Origin of the sequence: Dickeya parazeae Ech586, assembly GCF_000025065.1 — a bacterium.
GTDB lineage: Bacteria > Pseudomonadota > Gammaproteobacteria > Enterobacterales > Enterobacteriaceae > Dickeya > Dickeya zeae.
Map to the genome: position 1 here is coordinate 2,439,271 of NC_013592.1, position 15,498 is coordinate 2,454,768.

At 53.3% G+C, this 15,498-nt stretch carries 15 protein-coding genes, 1 tRNA gene and 1 riboswitch; of the genes, 8 read left to right on the forward strand and 8 right to left on the reverse strand.

Annotation, left to right across the window (positions count from 1 at the left end; translation table 11 throughout):
• Positions 1 to 50 precede the first annotated feature (50 nt).
• Both purU and DD586_RS10635 read left to right on the forward strand, forming a co-directional pair.
• Positions 51 to 902, forward strand: coding sequence for a formyltetrahydrofolate deformylase (gene purU, locus DD586_RS10630; RefSeq protein WP_012884821.1), 852 nt, complete (start codon positions 51 to 53; stop codon positions 900 to 902).
• Between the two features lie 164 nt (positions 903 to 1,066).
• Positions 1,067 to 1,151, forward strand: a tRNA-Tyr gene (locus tag DD586_RS10635).
• A 189-nt stretch (positions 1,152 to 1,340) separates the two neighbouring features.
• Here the strand turns inward: DD586_RS10635 and DD586_RS10640 are convergent.
• Positions 1,341 to 1,961 carry a trimeric intracellular cation channel family protein gene (locus tag DD586_RS10640; protein ID WP_012884822.1) on the reverse strand — a complete coding sequence of 207 codons (621 nt, stop codon included), beginning with the start codon at positions 1,959 to 1,961 and terminating at the stop codon, positions 1,341 to 1,343.
• A 21-nt stretch (positions 1,962 to 1,982) separates the two neighbouring features.
• Positions 1,983 to 2,077: riboswitch (glycine riboswitch) on the reverse strand.
• 242 nt (positions 2,078 to 2,319) lie between these two features.
• Between DD586_RS10640 and xthA the strand changes: the two genes are divergently transcribed.
• The gene (xthA, locus tag DD586_RS10645) at positions 2,320 to 3,126 is read left to right on the forward strand and encodes an exodeoxyribonuclease III (RefSeq protein WP_012884823.1); all 807 of its coding nucleotides are present in this window, start codon (positions 2,320 to 2,322) and stop codon (positions 3,124 to 3,126) included.
• A gap of 37 nt (positions 3,127 to 3,163) precedes the next feature.
• Here xthA and DD586_RS22485 read toward each other — a convergent pair whose 3' ends face one another.
• The 3 genes from DD586_RS22485 to DD586_RS10660 all read right to left on the reverse strand — a co-directional run bounded on the left by DD586_RS22485 (position 3,164) and on the right by DD586_RS10660 (position 6,164).
• Positions 3,164 to 3,601, reverse strand: a complete 438-nt coding sequence (locus tag DD586_RS22485; protein ID WP_012884824.1) for a DUF1496 domain-containing protein — start codon at positions 3,599 to 3,601, stop codon at positions 3,164 to 3,166.
• Between the two features lie 5 nt (positions 3,602 to 3,606).
• A complete protein-coding gene (locus DD586_RS10655) occupies positions 3,607 to 5,529 on the reverse strand; it encodes a DNA topoisomerase III (RefSeq protein WP_012884825.1) in 1,923 nt (640 codons plus the stop codon).
• Between the two features lie 83 nt (positions 5,530 to 5,612).
• A complete protein-coding gene (locus DD586_RS10660) occupies positions 5,613 to 6,164 on the reverse strand; it encodes an NAD(P)H nitroreductase (RefSeq protein WP_012884826.1) in 552 nt (183 codons plus the stop codon).
• Between the two features lie 247 nt (positions 6,165 to 6,411).
• Here DD586_RS10660 and sppA point away from each other — a divergent pair, with 247 nt between their 5' ends.
• The 3 genes from sppA (at position 6,412) to pncA (ending at position 10,094) form a co-directional block, all read left to right on the forward strand.
• Positions 6,412 to 8,262 carry a signal peptide peptidase SppA gene (gene sppA / locus DD586_RS10665; protein WP_012884827.1) on the forward strand — a complete coding sequence of 617 codons (1,851 nt, stop codon included), beginning with the start codon at positions 6,412 to 6,414 and terminating at the stop codon, positions 8,260 to 8,262.
• Between the two features lie 119 nt (positions 8,263 to 8,381).
• On the forward strand, positions 8,382 to 9,401 hold the full coding sequence (gene ansA / locus DD586_RS10670; protein WP_012884828.1) for an asparaginase: 1,020 nt from the start codon (positions 8,382 to 8,384) through the stop codon (positions 9,399 to 9,401).
• Between the two features lie 54 nt (positions 9,402 to 9,455).
• Complete coding sequence (gene pncA, locus DD586_RS10675) at positions 9,456 to 10,094, forward strand: bifunctional nicotinamidase/pyrazinamidase (RefSeq protein ID WP_012884829.1); 639 nt, start codon at positions 9,456 to 9,458, stop codon at positions 10,092 to 10,094.
• A gap of 65 nt (positions 10,095 to 10,159) precedes the next feature.
• On the opposite strand, the gene DD586_RS10680 is transcribed toward pncA, so the two are convergent.
• Together DD586_RS10680 and msrB are read right to left on the reverse strand one after the other, a co-directional pair.
• Positions 10,160 to 10,435: a YeaC family protein gene (locus DD586_RS10680; protein WP_012884830.1), complete on the reverse strand. Its 276-nt coding sequence runs from the start codon at positions 10,433 to 10,435 to the stop codon at positions 10,160 to 10,162.
• Between the two features lie 84 nt (positions 10,436 to 10,519).
• Positions 10,520 to 10,936, reverse strand: a complete 417-nt coding sequence (msrB, locus tag DD586_RS10685; protein ID WP_012884831.1) for a peptide-methionine (R)-S-oxide reductase MsrB — start codon at positions 10,934 to 10,936, stop codon at positions 10,520 to 10,522.
• A 349-nt stretch (positions 10,937 to 11,285) separates the two neighbouring features.
• On the opposite strand from msrB, the gene gapA reads away from it, so the two are divergent.
• Together gapA and DD586_RS10695 are read left to right on the forward strand one after the other, a co-directional pair.
• Complete coding sequence (gapA, locus tag DD586_RS10690) at positions 11,286 to 12,281, forward strand: glyceraldehyde-3-phosphate dehydrogenase (protein ID WP_012884832.1); 996 nt, start codon at positions 11,286 to 11,288, stop codon at positions 12,279 to 12,281.
• 166 nt (positions 12,282 to 12,447) lie between these two features.
• Positions 12,448 to 13,320 carry a D-hexose-6-phosphate mutarotase gene (locus DD586_RS10695; protein WP_012884833.1) on the forward strand — a complete coding sequence of 291 codons (873 nt, stop codon included), beginning with the start codon at positions 12,448 to 12,450 and terminating at the stop codon, positions 13,318 to 13,320.
• A 64-nt stretch (positions 13,321 to 13,384) separates the two neighbouring features.
• On the opposite strand, the gene DD586_RS10700 is transcribed toward DD586_RS10695, so the two are convergent.
• Positions 13,385 to 14,236: an aldo/keto reductase gene (locus DD586_RS10700; RefSeq protein WP_012884834.1), complete on the reverse strand. Its 852-nt coding sequence runs from the start codon at positions 14,234 to 14,236 to the stop codon at positions 13,385 to 13,387.
• Positions 14,237 to 14,350: 114 nt separating this feature from the next.
• Positions 14,351 to 15,100 carry a MipA/OmpV family protein gene (locus tag DD586_RS10705; protein WP_012884835.1) on the reverse strand — a complete coding sequence of 250 codons (750 nt, stop codon included), beginning with the start codon at positions 15,098 to 15,100 and terminating at the stop codon, positions 14,351 to 14,353.
• Between the last annotated feature and the right edge of the window lie 398 nt (positions 15,101 to 15,498).

The following is a 15,498-nucleotide window of genomic DNA, read 5'->3' on the forward strand; positions in this document are numbered from 1 at the left end:
ATCGCGTAACGGCAATACTTGATTTATGTTTTGGACAGGATCCCAACTCCATGCAATCCCAGAATATCCAAAGAAAAATTTTACGGACAATCTGCCCTGATGCAAAAGGGCTTATCGCCAAGATCACCAACATCTGCTACAAGCACGAATTGAATATTGTGCAGAATTCGGAATACGTTGATCACCGTACCGGTCGTTTTTTCATGCGTACGGAATTGGAAGGCATTTTCAATGACACTACACTGCTGGCCGATATGGACAGCGCCTTACCGGAAGGTTCCGTGCGCGAGCTTAGCAGCGCCGGGCGTCGCCGTGTTGTCATTCTGGTTACGAAGGAAGCACACTGTCTTGGCGATCTGCTGATGAAAAGTACCTACGGCGGTCTGGATGTTGAAATCGCTGCCGTGATCGGTAACCACGATACGCTGCGCACCCTGGTAGAACGCTTTGATATTCCGTTCCATCTGGTCAGCCATGAAGGCCTGACGCGCGAAGAGCACGACCTGAAAATGGTCGCGCAGATAAATCAATACAAACCGGACTACGTGGTACTGGCGAAATATATGCGAGTCTTAACTCCCGCGTTTGTCCAGAACTACCCTAACCGGGTTATTAACATTCATCATTCGTTCCTGCCAGCCTTCATAGGTGCACGTCCATACCATCAGGCGTATGAGCGTGGCGTGAAAATCATCGGCGCAACTGCCCATTACGTGAACGACAACCTGGATGAAGGCCCCATCATCATGCAGGATGTGATTAATGTGGATCACACCTACACCGCCGACGACATGATGCGTGCAGGCCGTGACGTAGAGAAAAACGTACTGAGCCGGGCACTGTATCATGTTCTGGCCCAGCGCGTGTTCGTGTACGGCAACCGCACCATTATCCTGCGTTGATTCGCTATCCTGCGTTGATTAGCACTTCGCCGCCCTTCGCCTACAATTGCATCGGGCGGCATAAAAAAACGGCAAACGAACTTGTTTTTGTTTTTTCAGCCTTTACAGGGGCGTGGCATTTGATATGATGCGCCCGCTCGAAACGAAAGAGCAATCAGGCCAGTGGTGGGGTTCCCGAGCGGCCAAAGGGAGCAGACTGTAAATCTGCCGTCACAGACTTCGAAGGTTCGAATCCTTCCCCCACCACCATCTCTACCGCGCATCGCGCGAGAATCCGAACATCGCCCAGTCGTTATCCAACGACACCATTCCAGAAAAAATAATCGATTACAAAATAACGATGATGCCAGTGCAAAGCCGATGCTGCCTGCAGGCGTTATGGCGTCAGTCTTATACCGGCATAATGGTCAGTGTCATCGTGTCCGATGCGAGAATCGATTACTCTTTCCAGCGCTCCGGCATATAACTGAATACCGGCAACTGCCAGGACCAGAAAATGGCTGCCAGACGCAGCGCCAGCCCGATGGAAAAAGAGATAAGCTGATTGAGGTCGTGGTTAACGCCGATTTCACGCAAGCTAAGGTACACCAGCGCTACCAGCAATGACACGCAGGCGTAGAGTTCCTTACGCAATACCATGGGCGTCCGGTTACAGAAAATATCCCGCAGGATGCCGCCAAAGATACCGGTGGTGATGCCGGCCATCACGACCACGGTGGGTGAATAACCCAGCTCGATAGCCACATTGCAGCCGATGATGGTAAATGCCACCAACCCCATGGCATCCAGCACCAAAAACAGCCGATGCAAATGATGCATCACACGCGATGCCAGCACAGCCAGCAGGCCTGCACCGATAGTGAGATAGATATAGGCAGGGTGTTGCGTCCAGGCGATGGGATAATTACCTAGCATAATATCGCGCACCGTACCGCCACCCAGCGCGGTAATAAAGGCGATCATCGAAACACCAAAAATATCCATGTTACGACGGCCAGCGGCCAGCGCACCGGACATTCCCTCAGCAGTAATAGCGATCAGATAGATATAGGTCAGCACACACGTACCCTTGTGAAATGTGCCCCTCCCTCTGTCCTTTTACCTGAGAGTTTACGCGGTGGTACCGCTTGCCCCTTCGGTGGGTTGTCTGGCAACCGCTCTCCAGTTGGCGTCATTGAAATGTGCAGTAAGGTGGCCTGAGCGATTATGGGAGTTTGCGCCTTCGGCGGGAAGTCGTGTTGTGGCATGTCGTGCCTTCCGCTCTCCTGCAAGGCGCGGAGTATACGGGCTATTGGTAACCGGTTCAACCAGCCATCACCGATAGTTATGACTGTTGACGCGATCGTATCGCCGCCGTGACTCCTCAGCCGCCTTTCTGCTAACATCAGGGCACGTTTTTTTAACAACGGCAGCGAACATGAAGTTTGTTTCTTTCAATATCAATGGGCTGCGAGCCCGCCCCCATCAACTGGCCGCAGTCATCGAACAACACCAGCCTGACGTAATCGGCTTACAGGAAACCAAAGTCCATGACGACATGTTTCCACTCGACGATGTAAAACAGTTCGGTTACCACGTTTTCTATCATGGACAGAAAGGCCATTACGGTGTTGCGCTGCTGACCAAAGCTGAACCACTGGCGGTTCGGCGCGGTTTTCCCACCGACGACGAAGACGCCCAGCGCCGTATCATCATGGCGGATCTGGCAACGCCACTCGGCACACTGACTGTGGTGAACGGCTACTTCCCGCAGGGTGAAAGCCGTGACCACCCTGTCAAGTTCCCCGCCAAAACCCGTTTTTACCAGGATTTGCAGCACTATCTTGAGCAGCACCATCAGGCGGACCAGCCGGTGCTTATTATGGGCGACATGAACATCAGCCCGACGGATTTGGATATCGGTATTGGGGAAGATAACCGTAAACGCTGGCTGCGCACCGGGAAGTGTTCATTCCTGCCTGAAGAGCGTGAATGGATGGAGCGGCTGAAAAACTGGGGGTTGGTCGATACATTCCGGGCTGCTAATCCCGAATGTCAGGATAAGTTCTCGTGGTTTGACTACCGCTCATCAGGGTTTGATGATAACCGAGGACTGCGTATCGACCTGATCATGGCGACCTCACCGCTGGCCAGCCGCTGCACCGCCACCGGTATTGATTACGCCATTCGGGGAATGGAGAAACCCTCTGACCATGCACCGGTATGGGCGGAATTCACTCTCTGAAATAACAACGGGGCTACATCGCCCCGTTATCCCTTGTTTATTGCTGATCTTTGAGGATCCGCCACACCAGATTATTGGTGCCCAGGTTGCCTTTATCTCGCTGGCATTGCAGTAATACCCCTTCCGCCCTGACTACCGAGCCTTCGGAGTAGCTTCTGTTTTGATAAATGCAGCAACTCATGCAATTGACCTGAGTTTCTCGCTGAACATTGCCACCGGCATTACCACCGTTCCCCCACACGACCTGTGGCGGCACAGGCACCACCACTTCTGTATTGGTCGTCCCCTGAGCATTGGCAGCGCCCTGCGTATTAATGGCCCCCTGCGTGCCAGATACCGTCCCCTGGGTGGCAACGGTATTTCCTGGCAAAATGACGGGATGTCCCTGCGTCACCACGGTGGTTTGCGTCGCCGCCTGCGTAGCGGAAGATAGCAACAAGCCTGTTGCCATCAGGAAGGTGCCCCATGCTTTCATCTGCGTTACTCCTTGGTGCTGGCTGAACGTGACTGACGACGTTTGCGCTTCTCGGGCGAAGCGCGCTTAACGGGTGGTAATCCTCTGAATGCCGAGATATTACCACTTTGTCGTGCCTGCTGAATAAGTTCGTACAACGACTGCGTCAGTGGCTGCATAAAATCCTGGTAGCGGCAACGCTTTTCACTAATTTGCGTCAGCGTGGCTTCCCAGTGTGCCGTCATATCCGGGTGCGCGGCGATCGGCGGTAACGCATGGATCAACGCCTTACCCGCGTCAGTCGCATGGATATGCCGCCCTTTCTTTATCAGGAACGCGCGTTTAAACAACAGTTCGATAATGCCTGCACGCGTGGCTTCGGTACCCAGACCATCCGTTTCACGCAGGATCTTCTTCAGCGCCTTATCCTGCACGAAGCGGGCAATCCCAGTCATGGCGGATAGCAAAGTCGCATCGGTAAACGGCCGGGGAGGCTGAGTTTGTCGCTCAACCACCTCCCCCCTCTCACACAACAACTCATCACCTTTCGCCACCACCGGCAACGGCATTCCCTCGTTTTCCTCGTCCCGTTCTTTATGACCGAGCAACGTGCGCCACCCCGCCTCTGCCAGAAAACGGGCCTTCGCCACAAACTTGCCACCGGCGATATCCAGCTCAATAACGCATTTACGAAAGACAGCATCAGCGCAAAACTGCATCAGGTACTGCCGGGCAATCAACCCATAAACCTGACTTTCCTGCTCGGTCAACGATGTGCGGGCGCTACGTGCGGTGGGGATAATGGCATGGTGTGCGTCAACCTTACTGTCATCCCAGCAGCGATTGCGGCGTTCAGGATCCGCCGCAGGCTGCGGCAATAAATCTGGCTGATGTGCGGCAATCGCGTTCAGTACTGCGTGTCGCCCGGCGAAATGTTCTTCCGGCAGATACCGGCAATCCGAACGCGGGTAGGTAATCAACTTGTGCGTTTCATACAACCGCTGGCAAATATCCAGCACTTGTTGGGCGCTCAAACCAAAGCGTTTAGCCGTTTCAATTTGCAAGGTAGAAAGGGAATACGGCAACGGTGCGGTTTCCGATTCCCGTTTATCATTATAGGCCGTGACCTGTGCGGGCTGCCCTTCGATGCGTTTAACAACGTGTTCAGCCAGCGGGCGATGCAGCAAACGCCCTTCTTCGTCCTGATACGGCTCACACGAATCACTTGGCTGCCACAACGCGATAAACCGCTCGTTGGCGGTAACGATATGGGCCTTAACCTCGAAATAGTCGCGCGACACAAAATTGTCTATCTCTTCATCACGGCGGACAACCAGCCCCAATACTGGCGTCTGCACCCGGCCGACTGACAACACGCCTTCATACCCGGCATTCTTCCCGAGCAGGGTATAGGCGCGGGTCATATTAATGCCATATAACCAGTCAGCACGTGAACGTGCCAGTGCGGAAACACACAGCGGCACAAACTCCCGGTTTTCACGCAGGCGCGATACTGCACGTTCCACCGCTTGCGGGTTCAGGTCATTGATAAGACAACGACGTACCTGCTGGCGTTTCGCTTCAGGCAGCGCCAGATACTCCAGCACCTCATCGACCAGCAACTGCCCTTCCCGGTCCGGGTCACCGGCATGGATCACTTCATCGGCCTGCGTCAGCAGTTTTTTGATCACATTCAGTTGCTTACTTACCGATGGACGTGGCTGGAGCAGCCATTTTTGTGGCACGATCGGCAAGTCAGCCAGCGACCAGCGCGCGTAGCGGGCATCGTAAACGTCTGGTTGTGCCTGTTCCAGCAGGTGCCCCACACACCAGGTCACCATATCCTGTTCGCCACAGGCAATGAAGCCATCGCCCCGCCGGTGCGGTTTAGGCAAGACATCGGCAATCGCTCTGGCAAGACTGGGTTTTTCCGCAATAAACAGTCGCATGTTACACCGCACAGCAGAACGGATATCCCTTGCTTCACTGCCCATCGGGCATGTGGCGCAAGGGAAACATCGTCAATACAGGATTAGAAATAGCTGACAAACTTCGTGCTATCAACGGACGCGACAGCGGCGGAGGCTTTAAGCTGCGGTGTCCCCAGATAGAGGAAACCGACGATTTCATCCGACGCACGGCAACCAAATGCATCGCGTACCAGCGGATGATGAGTCCAGGCACCACTGCGCCAGATACCGTTGAAACCTTGCGCCAGTGCGGCCATTTGCATCGCCTGTACCGCACAACCGGCCGATACCACCTGCTCCCAATGAGGCACTTTCGGATTATCCACGCAGTGCGCTACCACGGTAATGATCATCGGTGCACGAAACGGTGCCTGACGTGCTTTCTCAATCGCCGCCTCATCCTGCTTATCCTGCAATGCTGCTCGAACCAGCAACTCACTAAAACGGGACAACCCTTCATCCTGGATAATGGAAAAACGCCAGGGTTGTAGCGCACCATGATCAGGAGCCCGCAAACCCGCTCGCAGGATATTGTCCAGTACCTCACCTGTCGGCGCAGGGGCGGCCAGGCGCGACGCCGAACGGCGATTCAGTAGCAATTCCAGAGCATCCATCACATCTCTCCTGTCATGAAAAATCTGCTGTCGGTGAATAAAATCCGGTTGCGCGCCACGGTAGCACAGGTAGAAGATTTGTTACAAGTTAGCGCCCTGCTACTGACCCTGCGGCAAGATAAATAGCTGACTTTTATTCTGTCGCTCATTAGGATACCGCCAGTGCTCGCGTTCGGATGCGTTCGCGCAAATATCACCGCTAACCCGAAGCACAGCTTAAACCCAGTTTTCTTTTGACGGAGTGGACATGCGCACAATGTGGCGAATTTTCAGTGGAATATTCAGATGGGGATGGCGCCTGCTGAATTTCATCCGCGAATTTATCCTTAACCTCTTTCTGGTTTGCCTGATCCTGGTCGCTATCGGGATCTACAGCCAGTTCAAAGCCCCGCCGACCGAACCGGTGCGGGGGGCGTTGTTGCTGGATCTGACAGGGGTGGTGGTGGATAAGCCCTCCGTTAATAACAAGCTGCGCCAGTTCGGCCGCGAATTTTTCGGTGCGTCGGCAAGTCGCCATCAGGAAAACTCGCTGTTTGATATTGTCGACAGTATTCGACAGGCCAAAAACGACAGTAACATTACCGGCATGGTGATGGATTTGTCTGACTTTGTCGGCGCTGACCAGCCTTCACTGCAATACATCGGTAAAGCGCTGCGCGAATTCCGTGATGCGGGCAAACCGATTTTTGCCGTCGGCGACAATTTCAACCAGACGCAATATTATCTGGCCAGTTTCGCCAACAAAATCTACCTGACCCCGCAGGGAAATGTTGACCTGCATGGCTTTGCGACCAATAACCTCTACTACAAGACGCTGTTGGATAAGCTGAAAGTCACCGCGCATATCTTCCGGGTGGGCACGTACAAATCCGCCGTCGAGCCGTTTATCCGCGATGACATGTCGCCCGATGCCCGTGAAGCCGATAATCGCTGGATTTCCACCCTCTGGCAGCACTATCTCGATACTGTCGCGGCCAACCGTCAAATCACCCCTCAACAAGTGTTCCCGGGCGCTGATGCGGTCCTCGCTGGTCTGCAAAAGATGGACGGTGATACCGCGCGTTACGCGCTGGAAAATAAACTGGTGGATGAAGTCGCTCCCCATTCAGCGATTGAGCAATCGCTTATCAAAGCCTTTGGGTGGGATGCCAAAACTAAAAACTTCAATTTCACCAGCATTTATGATTACACCACGACGCCACCGGCCACGAGCAGTAATGAGATAGCGGTCGTATTTGCCAGCGGCACCATTATCGATGGTAAAGAAACCCCTGGATACGTTGGTGGCGATACCACCGCCGCACAGATTCGCGATGCACGACTGGATCCGAAAGTGAAGGCCATTATCCTGCGGGTCAACAGCCCCGGCGGTAGCGTAACGGCGTCTGAGCTGATTCGTTCTGAACTGATGGCTGCACGCCAGGCAGGTAAACCGGTTATCGTCTCCATGGGGGGGATGGCGGCGTCTGGCGGTTACTGGATTTCTACGCCAGCTAATACCATCATCGCCAGCCCCAACACGTTGACCGGGTCGATTGGTATTTTCGGTGTGGTGACCACGTTTGAAAACGCGCTGGATAGCATTGGTGTGCACACTGATGGCGTTGCCACTTCGCCGCTGGCTGATTTGTCTCAAACCAAGACACTGCCACCGCAAGTGAGCCAACTGATGCAACTTAGCATCGAGCGTGGTTACCAGAACTTTATTTCGCTGGTAGCCCAGTCACGCCAGAAGACACCGCAGGAAGTCGATGCGATAGCCCAGGGGCATGTCTGGGTCGGCAGTGACGCCAAAGCCAATGGTCTGGTGGATCAATTGGGCGACTTCGACGATGCCGTGAAGAAAGCCGCTGAACTTGCCAAACTGGAACAGTATCAGTTGAGCTGGTACACGGAAGAGCCGGATCTGCTCAACGTGATGTTCAGTCAGGTCAGAAGTTCGGTCTATGCGCTGTTGCCTTCCGCCGTGCAGGCGTTAGTACCGGCACCGGTGGCTCAACTGGCGCAAACCGTTCGTGCCCAGACCTCGATTCTGGACGCGCTAAACGATCCGCAAAATCGCTACGCGCTGTGCCTGAACTGCGGCGACTTACGATAACACTCCCTTACACAGCCCGACGCGAGTCGGGCTGTCTTTACCACTGAAACCTTTTTATAATCCCAGCATTTCAGGGCCAACCCTTTCTATAACCAATCGAGTCCCGACCCATAACATCCATGCAAAAGAAATCCATCTACGTCGCCTATACTGGCGGCACTATCGGTATGCAGCGCTCCGCCCACGGGTATGTCCCGGTTTCAGGTCACCTGCAACAGCAATTGGCGCAAATGCCGGAATTCCATCGCCCGGAGATGCCGTCATTCACTATTCATGAATATACGCCGCTGATTGACTCTTCCGATATGACGCCGTCGGACTGGCAATCCATCGCCAACGATATTCAGCAACACTATGACCAATACGATGGTTTCGTCATTCTGCATGGCACCGATACCATGGCGTTTACCGCCTCCGCGTTGTCATTCATGCTGGAGAATCTCGCCAAGCCGGTAATCGTGACAGGGTCACAAATCCCGCTGGCGGAACTGCGTTCTGATGGACAAACCAACCTGCTCAATGCGCTGTACGTGGCAGCCAATCATCCGGTTAACGAGGTGAGCCTGTTCTTCAACAACAAATTGTTGCGTGGCAACCGGACAACCAAAGCACATGCCGATGGTTTCGATGCTTTCGCGTCCCCGAACTTTCCGCCATTGCTGGAAGCAGGTATTCACATCCGCCGCTTAACACCCGCCAGTCACGAACCCGTCGACGGGTCGCTGATTGTCCATGCCATCACCCCGCAACCTATCGGCGTGGTAACCATCTATCCCGGTATTTCCGCCGATGTAGTGAGTAATTTCCTGCGTCAGCCGGTCAAAGCGCTGATTCTGCGCTCCTATGGTGTCGGTAATGCGCCACAAAGTTCAGGCTTGCTGGATGAACTACGCCGCGCGTCTGAGCGCGGTATCGTGGTGGTTAACCTGACGCAATGTATCTCCGGCCGGGTCAATATGGATGGTTACGCGACTGGTAATGCACTGGCACAAGCAGGCGTTATCAGCGGGTTTGATATGACGGTTGAGGCGGCGCTGACGAAACTGCATTACCTGTTAAGCCGAAACGATCTCTCCCCCGAGCAAATTCGCCAACTCATGCAGCAAAACCTGCGCGGAGAATTAAGCGATAAAGATTAAATCACCTGCAGCCGATGTATTAAGGGTATACAACATCAATGAGAAGAAGAGACGATGAACAGAGCACTCTTGCTGGTGGATATCCAAAATGACTTCTGTGCGGGGGGCGCACTGGCTGTCTCGGATGGGGATAGTGTGGTCGCGATCGCCAATCAGGCTATCGCGGCCTGCAAATCGGCTGGCGTCATGGTGGTAGCCAGTCAGGACTGGCATCCGGCGGATCACCGCAGTTTCGCCATTAACTCCGGTACCCATGTGGGTGAACAAGGCGAACTGGATGGCCTGCCGCAGATTTGGTGGCCAGTGCATTGCGTACAGGGTTCACCGGGTGCCGACCTCCACCCCCGACTGAATCAGCGCGCCATCGACTGGGTGGTGCGTAAGGGAATGCATCCCTTTATCGACAGCTACAGCGCATTTTTCGATAACGGTCACCGTACCCGCACCGACCTGAACGACTGGCTGAAAGCCAGAAACATTACCCGTTTGACCATCATGGGGCTGGCAACTGATTATTGCGTCAAATACACCGTGCTGGATGCGCTAGCGCTGGGGTATCAAACCGAGGTGCTGGCAGACGGCTGCAGAGGCGTTAACCTGCAATCCAACGACAGCCAGCAGGCGATAGACGTGATGGTAAAACACGGTGCCACCCAGGTTTCTCTGGCAACGTTTATTGCGTCACTGGGTTAATAACGCTCTTCTCATCACGCCAGCGCTCAGCGCTGGCGTGCCCAAATCACCGACATGTCTCATGCTTAGTCTTGTGGTTTCAGCGTGGTGATCGTATCACCAGCAAAGCGCTGTTTTAGTTCCTGCTTACTTTTCATTTCGATTTCACCACGGGTGTTGATCGTCATATGGTCAGCCTCGTTGTTATTACGCGCCTGCCATAGCATCACCATCTGTAGTGCATTTTCTTTTTGTTCCGCCGTCAGGGCCACACCATCTGGCCACTTTCCCAGTTCCACCGCGGTAGTCAGACGCTGATAAATCTCCGGCGTCATGCTGTTTATTAAATCGTCTAATTGCATGTTTTTTTCTGCCTGAAGTCAGATTTAGCTGAAACGTTTCAAGTCAATCTATTGGTTTCACGTCAATCTATTGTATTAGCCCAGCTAACCATCCGTCTGCTGACCATTTTCCGCATCAATAAAGCTGAGTGACACAGAATTCACACAATAACGTTCACCGGTCGTCTCCTGTGGACCATCCGGAAAGACATGCCCCAGATGAGCGTCACACTGACCACAACGGATCTCAATACGGTGCATATGATGCGAATGATCATCAAGATAGCGGACGGCCTGCTCATTCACCGGGCGATCAAAACTCGGCCAGCCACAGCCGGAATCATACTTGCTATCGGAATAAAACAACGGCTGATGGCAGCACAGGCAGTGATAAACCCCCGTGCGCTTGTTATGCAACAGCTTGCCGGTATAGGGGCTTTCGGTCCCCCGTTGCTGTGTCACGTGCCGTTGCAGGTCGGTTAACTCATCCAGATTGCGTTGGAAAACAGTTGTCTTGGTCATCAGATGCTCACTGAAACACGATTTTTTCACCAGAATGATGCTGCATAATTCTAACAAAAAGTTAACACCGCCACAGCCTATTTTGGCCTACACTTATCCCCACGCAGTAATGGCACATTTAATTGTGATCACTATCACAATTACACCTATGGCAGGTGTTTCCATGCCTGTGCATTCCTCATATGATTGGGTTATGCCCTTTAGTTAGGCTGATAGCTGTTTATCGTGCAACTGTTGAGCGGACTTTTGACTTACCGCAACGATTGACACGATTCCGCTTGACGCTCAGTAAGGTTTTTGTAATTTTACAACCAACCTTTTATTCACAAACCAATAGCTGGTGGAATATATGACTATCAAAGTAGGTATCAACGGGTTTGGCCGTATTGGCCGTATCGTTTTCCGCGCTGCACAGGAACGCTCTGACATCGAAATCGTTGCCATCAACGATTTGCTGGATGCGGAATACATGGCATACATGCTGAAGTATGACTCCACCCATGGCCGCTTCAAAGGTACTGTTGAAGTTAAAGACGGTCACCTGGTTGTTAACGGCAAAACCATCCGTGTTACCGCTGAGAAAGATCCGGCTAACCTGAAGTGGAACGAAGTTGGTGTTGACGTTGTTGCTGAAGCAACCGGTATCTTCCTGACCGACGAAACCGCGCGTAAACACATCCAGGCTGGCGCTAAAAAAGTGGTTCTGACTGGCCCGTCTAAAGACGACACCCCGATGTTCGTTATGGGGGTTAACCACGCTTCCTACGCTGGTCAGGATATCGTGTCTAACGCGTCTTGTACCACCAACTGCCTGGCACCGCTGGCTAAAGTTATCAACGACAAATTCGGTATCGTTGAAGCGCTGATGACCACTGTTCACGCTACCACTGCTACTCAGAAAACCGTTGACGGCCCGTCTCACAAAGACTGGCGCGGCGGCCGCGGCGCAGCTCAGAACATCATCCCGTCTTCTACCGGTGCAGCTAAAGCTGTAGGTAAAGTTATCCCGGCACTGAACGGTAAACTGACTGGTATGGCGTTCCGTGTACCGACCCCGAACGTATCTGTTGTTGACCTGACTGCCCGTCTGGAAAAACCGGCAACGTACAAAGAAATTTGTGCCGCTATCAAAGCCGCTTCCGAAGGCGAACTGAAAGGCGTTCTGGGTTACACCGAAGATGACGTGGTATCCACCGATTTCAACGGCGAAAAACTGACCTCTGTGTTCGATGCCAAAGCCGGTATCGCACTGAGCGACACCTTCGTGAAACTGGTTTCCTGGTATGACAACGAAACTGGCTACTCTAACAAGGTTCTGGATCTGATCGCTCACATCTCCAAGTAATGTGGCGATGAACAGATGATAAGAGGGCGACGTAAGTCGCCCTTTTTTATTGGGTAGATACCCGTCATACTTCACGTTGCAGGGGCGTTGTTCAACACGGGCGTATTGTCCTAAAACTCGAAGTATTTAGGGTATACAACAAGAACACTAAGGCAAAACCAATACCATGAACGACAACATTTATTCACTTCCCATCAGTCATGCGATCACCACCCACCTGAGCCAACGTCAACTGGGCCAACTGCCGGTGATTGTGGTCGACCATCCGCAGGTTCGTGCCGCCGTTGCCTTGCAGGGTGCTCACCTGCTGAGCTGGCAGCCTACTGGCGAACAGCCGGTGCTATGGTTAAGCGACAACACGCCATTTGAAAACGGTGTGGCCATTCGCGGCGGTGTGCCTATTTGCTTCCCCTGGTTTGGTCCGGCTGCGCAGCCCAATCACGGCTTTGGTCGCCTGCTGGCCTGGGAATTCACCTCGCACAGCGAAGACGCGAATGGCGTGACCCTCGCGTTTACTTTACGTGATTCCGAACAGACACGCGCCACCTGGCCGCATACGTTTACCGTTCTGGCTCGCTTCCATTTGACGGCCCACGAATGCCGCATGGAGCTCGAATGCCACGGTGACTACAGCCTGACCACTGCGCTACATACCTACTTCCAGATTGGCGACATCAGCAAAATTCGGATTAGCGGCCTGGGTGAGACCTTCATCGATAAGGTTAACGACGGTAAAACCGATACCCAGCAAGGCGACCTGACCTTTGCCACCCGTACCGATCGTATCTATACCCATCCGGCATCAGTCAGCCTGATTGAAGACCCGGAACTGAAGCGCACCATTGAAGTGCATCACGCCCATCACAGCGATGTTGTGGCCTGGAACCCAGGAGCAGAGCTGTCTCGCACCATCAGCGATATGACGGATGACGGCTACCAGACCTTTGTTTGTGTCGAAACGGCCCGAGTGACGCAACCGGCTGTGGCAACCACACAAACCCCGGCACGCCTGACCTCTACGATTCGTCTGCGTAAATAATCTTATTATTGTTGTTTCTGCTGAGCATGACTGGCGAAAGCCAGCCATGCTTTTGTTGTCCCGCTTAGACGACATCGAGCGGTTGCTTGTGACGAGGCGCCGGATAAGCCTCATCGAGGATAGCTATCTGCTCAGGTGACAACGTCACATCGAGTGCGACGGCGTTCTCTTTGACATGCGCCAGAGTACTGGCTTTGGGAATAGCAATAACGCCAGACTGGCGAACCACCCAGGCCAGCAACACCTGAGCGGGTGTCAGCGCCTGCTGGCGAGCAACCTGCACAACCGCCGGATGCGCCAATAAATCATGCCGCAATTGCCCGGCCTGAGCCAACGGGCAGTACGCCATCACCGGCAGTTGACGCTGCTGACACCAGGGCAGTAAATCATATTCGATGCCGCGTGAAGCCAGATGATACAGCACCTGATTAGTCTGGCACTGACTGCCACCCCGACATGACCACAGTTCTGCCATATCCCGCGTATCCAGATTAGAAACACCCCAGCGACCAATTTTGCCGGCCTGTTGCAAGCACTCCATCGCAGTAATGGTATCTGTCAACGGAATACCGCCACGCCAGTGCAGTAAATACAGGTCGATATAATCGGTTTTCAAACGCTTCAGACTGCGTTCGCAAGCCGCGATCGCCCGCTCCCCACCGGCATTATGCGGATACACCTTAGAAACCAGGTAAACCTGATCACGACGGCCACGCAGCGCCTCTCCGACCACCTCTTCCGCGCCACCATTAGCATACATTTCCGCCGTATCGATCAGCGTCATGCCCAGATCGATACCCGTTTGTAGCGCACTGACTTCCGCACGTCGTCGTTGCGCACTCTCTCCCATAAACCAGGTTCCCTGACCTATCGCGGGAACCGTTCTCCCCTCTGGGAATACCACCTGCTTTAGCATGTTCTTACCCTCCTGCGCTCAGGGTAACAAACCTCGCCCGCGCCATTAATGTGCAAATGGGGTGAACGCACCCCATTTTTGTGCAGCCAATGCACAATACGCGAGCACGCCATGTCAGAAACGATAACTGACACCACCGCCCAGCATCAGGTTATAGCTTTTATCAACCATCGGGCTGTCTTTCACTTCATCAGACAGGTGGATATAACGTCCGCTCACCCAGGAACTCCAGTTGGAATTGATTTGATAACCCGCACTCAACTCAACGTAGGGCGACCAGCCATCATTCGGTTGGTAATTGCGTAATCCGGAGCGTGCCGCTTCATCACCCGTCACACCATAATAGTAGCGGTTCTGGTTCTCACTCGACCAGGTAACCCCGACTCCCGGCGTCAGGCTCCAGTTACCGGCATTGAAGCGATAAAGGTAGGCGGAATCCCACACCAGACCGTTGCTGTAGTCTAACGTGTCGCCAGCGAAAACCGTGCGCAACGTTCCCCACTGGGCGTCGTAACGATACGCCAGCCCCGCCATCAACGTGCCACGTCGCCGATCGAGCTGCTTCATCTGACTATCATCGCTGTCTCCCGGTCTAAAACCGAAAGGATTGTAATAGGCCGTCAGTGATAGCTTGTTCTGTGAGTCATTCCACAAGTAATACCCGCCTTGCAGACCACGCAGATAAAAATTATCACCGTCATAGTTCACCATTGGGAAAGGATAAACATGCCCGCTATCGCCACGGTATAGTACCGTTCCGCCAACCGCACCAACGCCCAGCGAGAACTCCTCCGCCAGTGCGGTGCCTGTCGTAACAGCGCCAGCCAGTGTCGCCGTTAAGAAAGTGAATACGTGTTTTTTCACGGTCGTAGCGCTCCTTCGATGTTACACATTTGATCGCATTCGGCAGCATAGCAGCGCCGGAGTCCTACATACATCACATTAATGTGAAAGATACATAAGTTATAACGATTTCGTCTGCCCCATCATCACCCCGCATCGGGTCTGTGTTGGCGGATAAAAAAGCCAGCTTTACGCCTTCATGCCGAAGTGAGTCATTGAAATATCTTAAAAATGCGACGCAAGAATAGAGGCAAATTTATGGATGCAAACTACGCTTTAAACAAGGCAGAGGATTTCCGCTGACTACAGCCGGGTGCCAGTTATCCCCCGCCCTGTTGCCAGCCAAGTTGGCATAAGGGTTGCTGTATTCCAGTATGAGGTCTTCTTCCGGGAGAGCCATCCATTACATAGGCTTTATA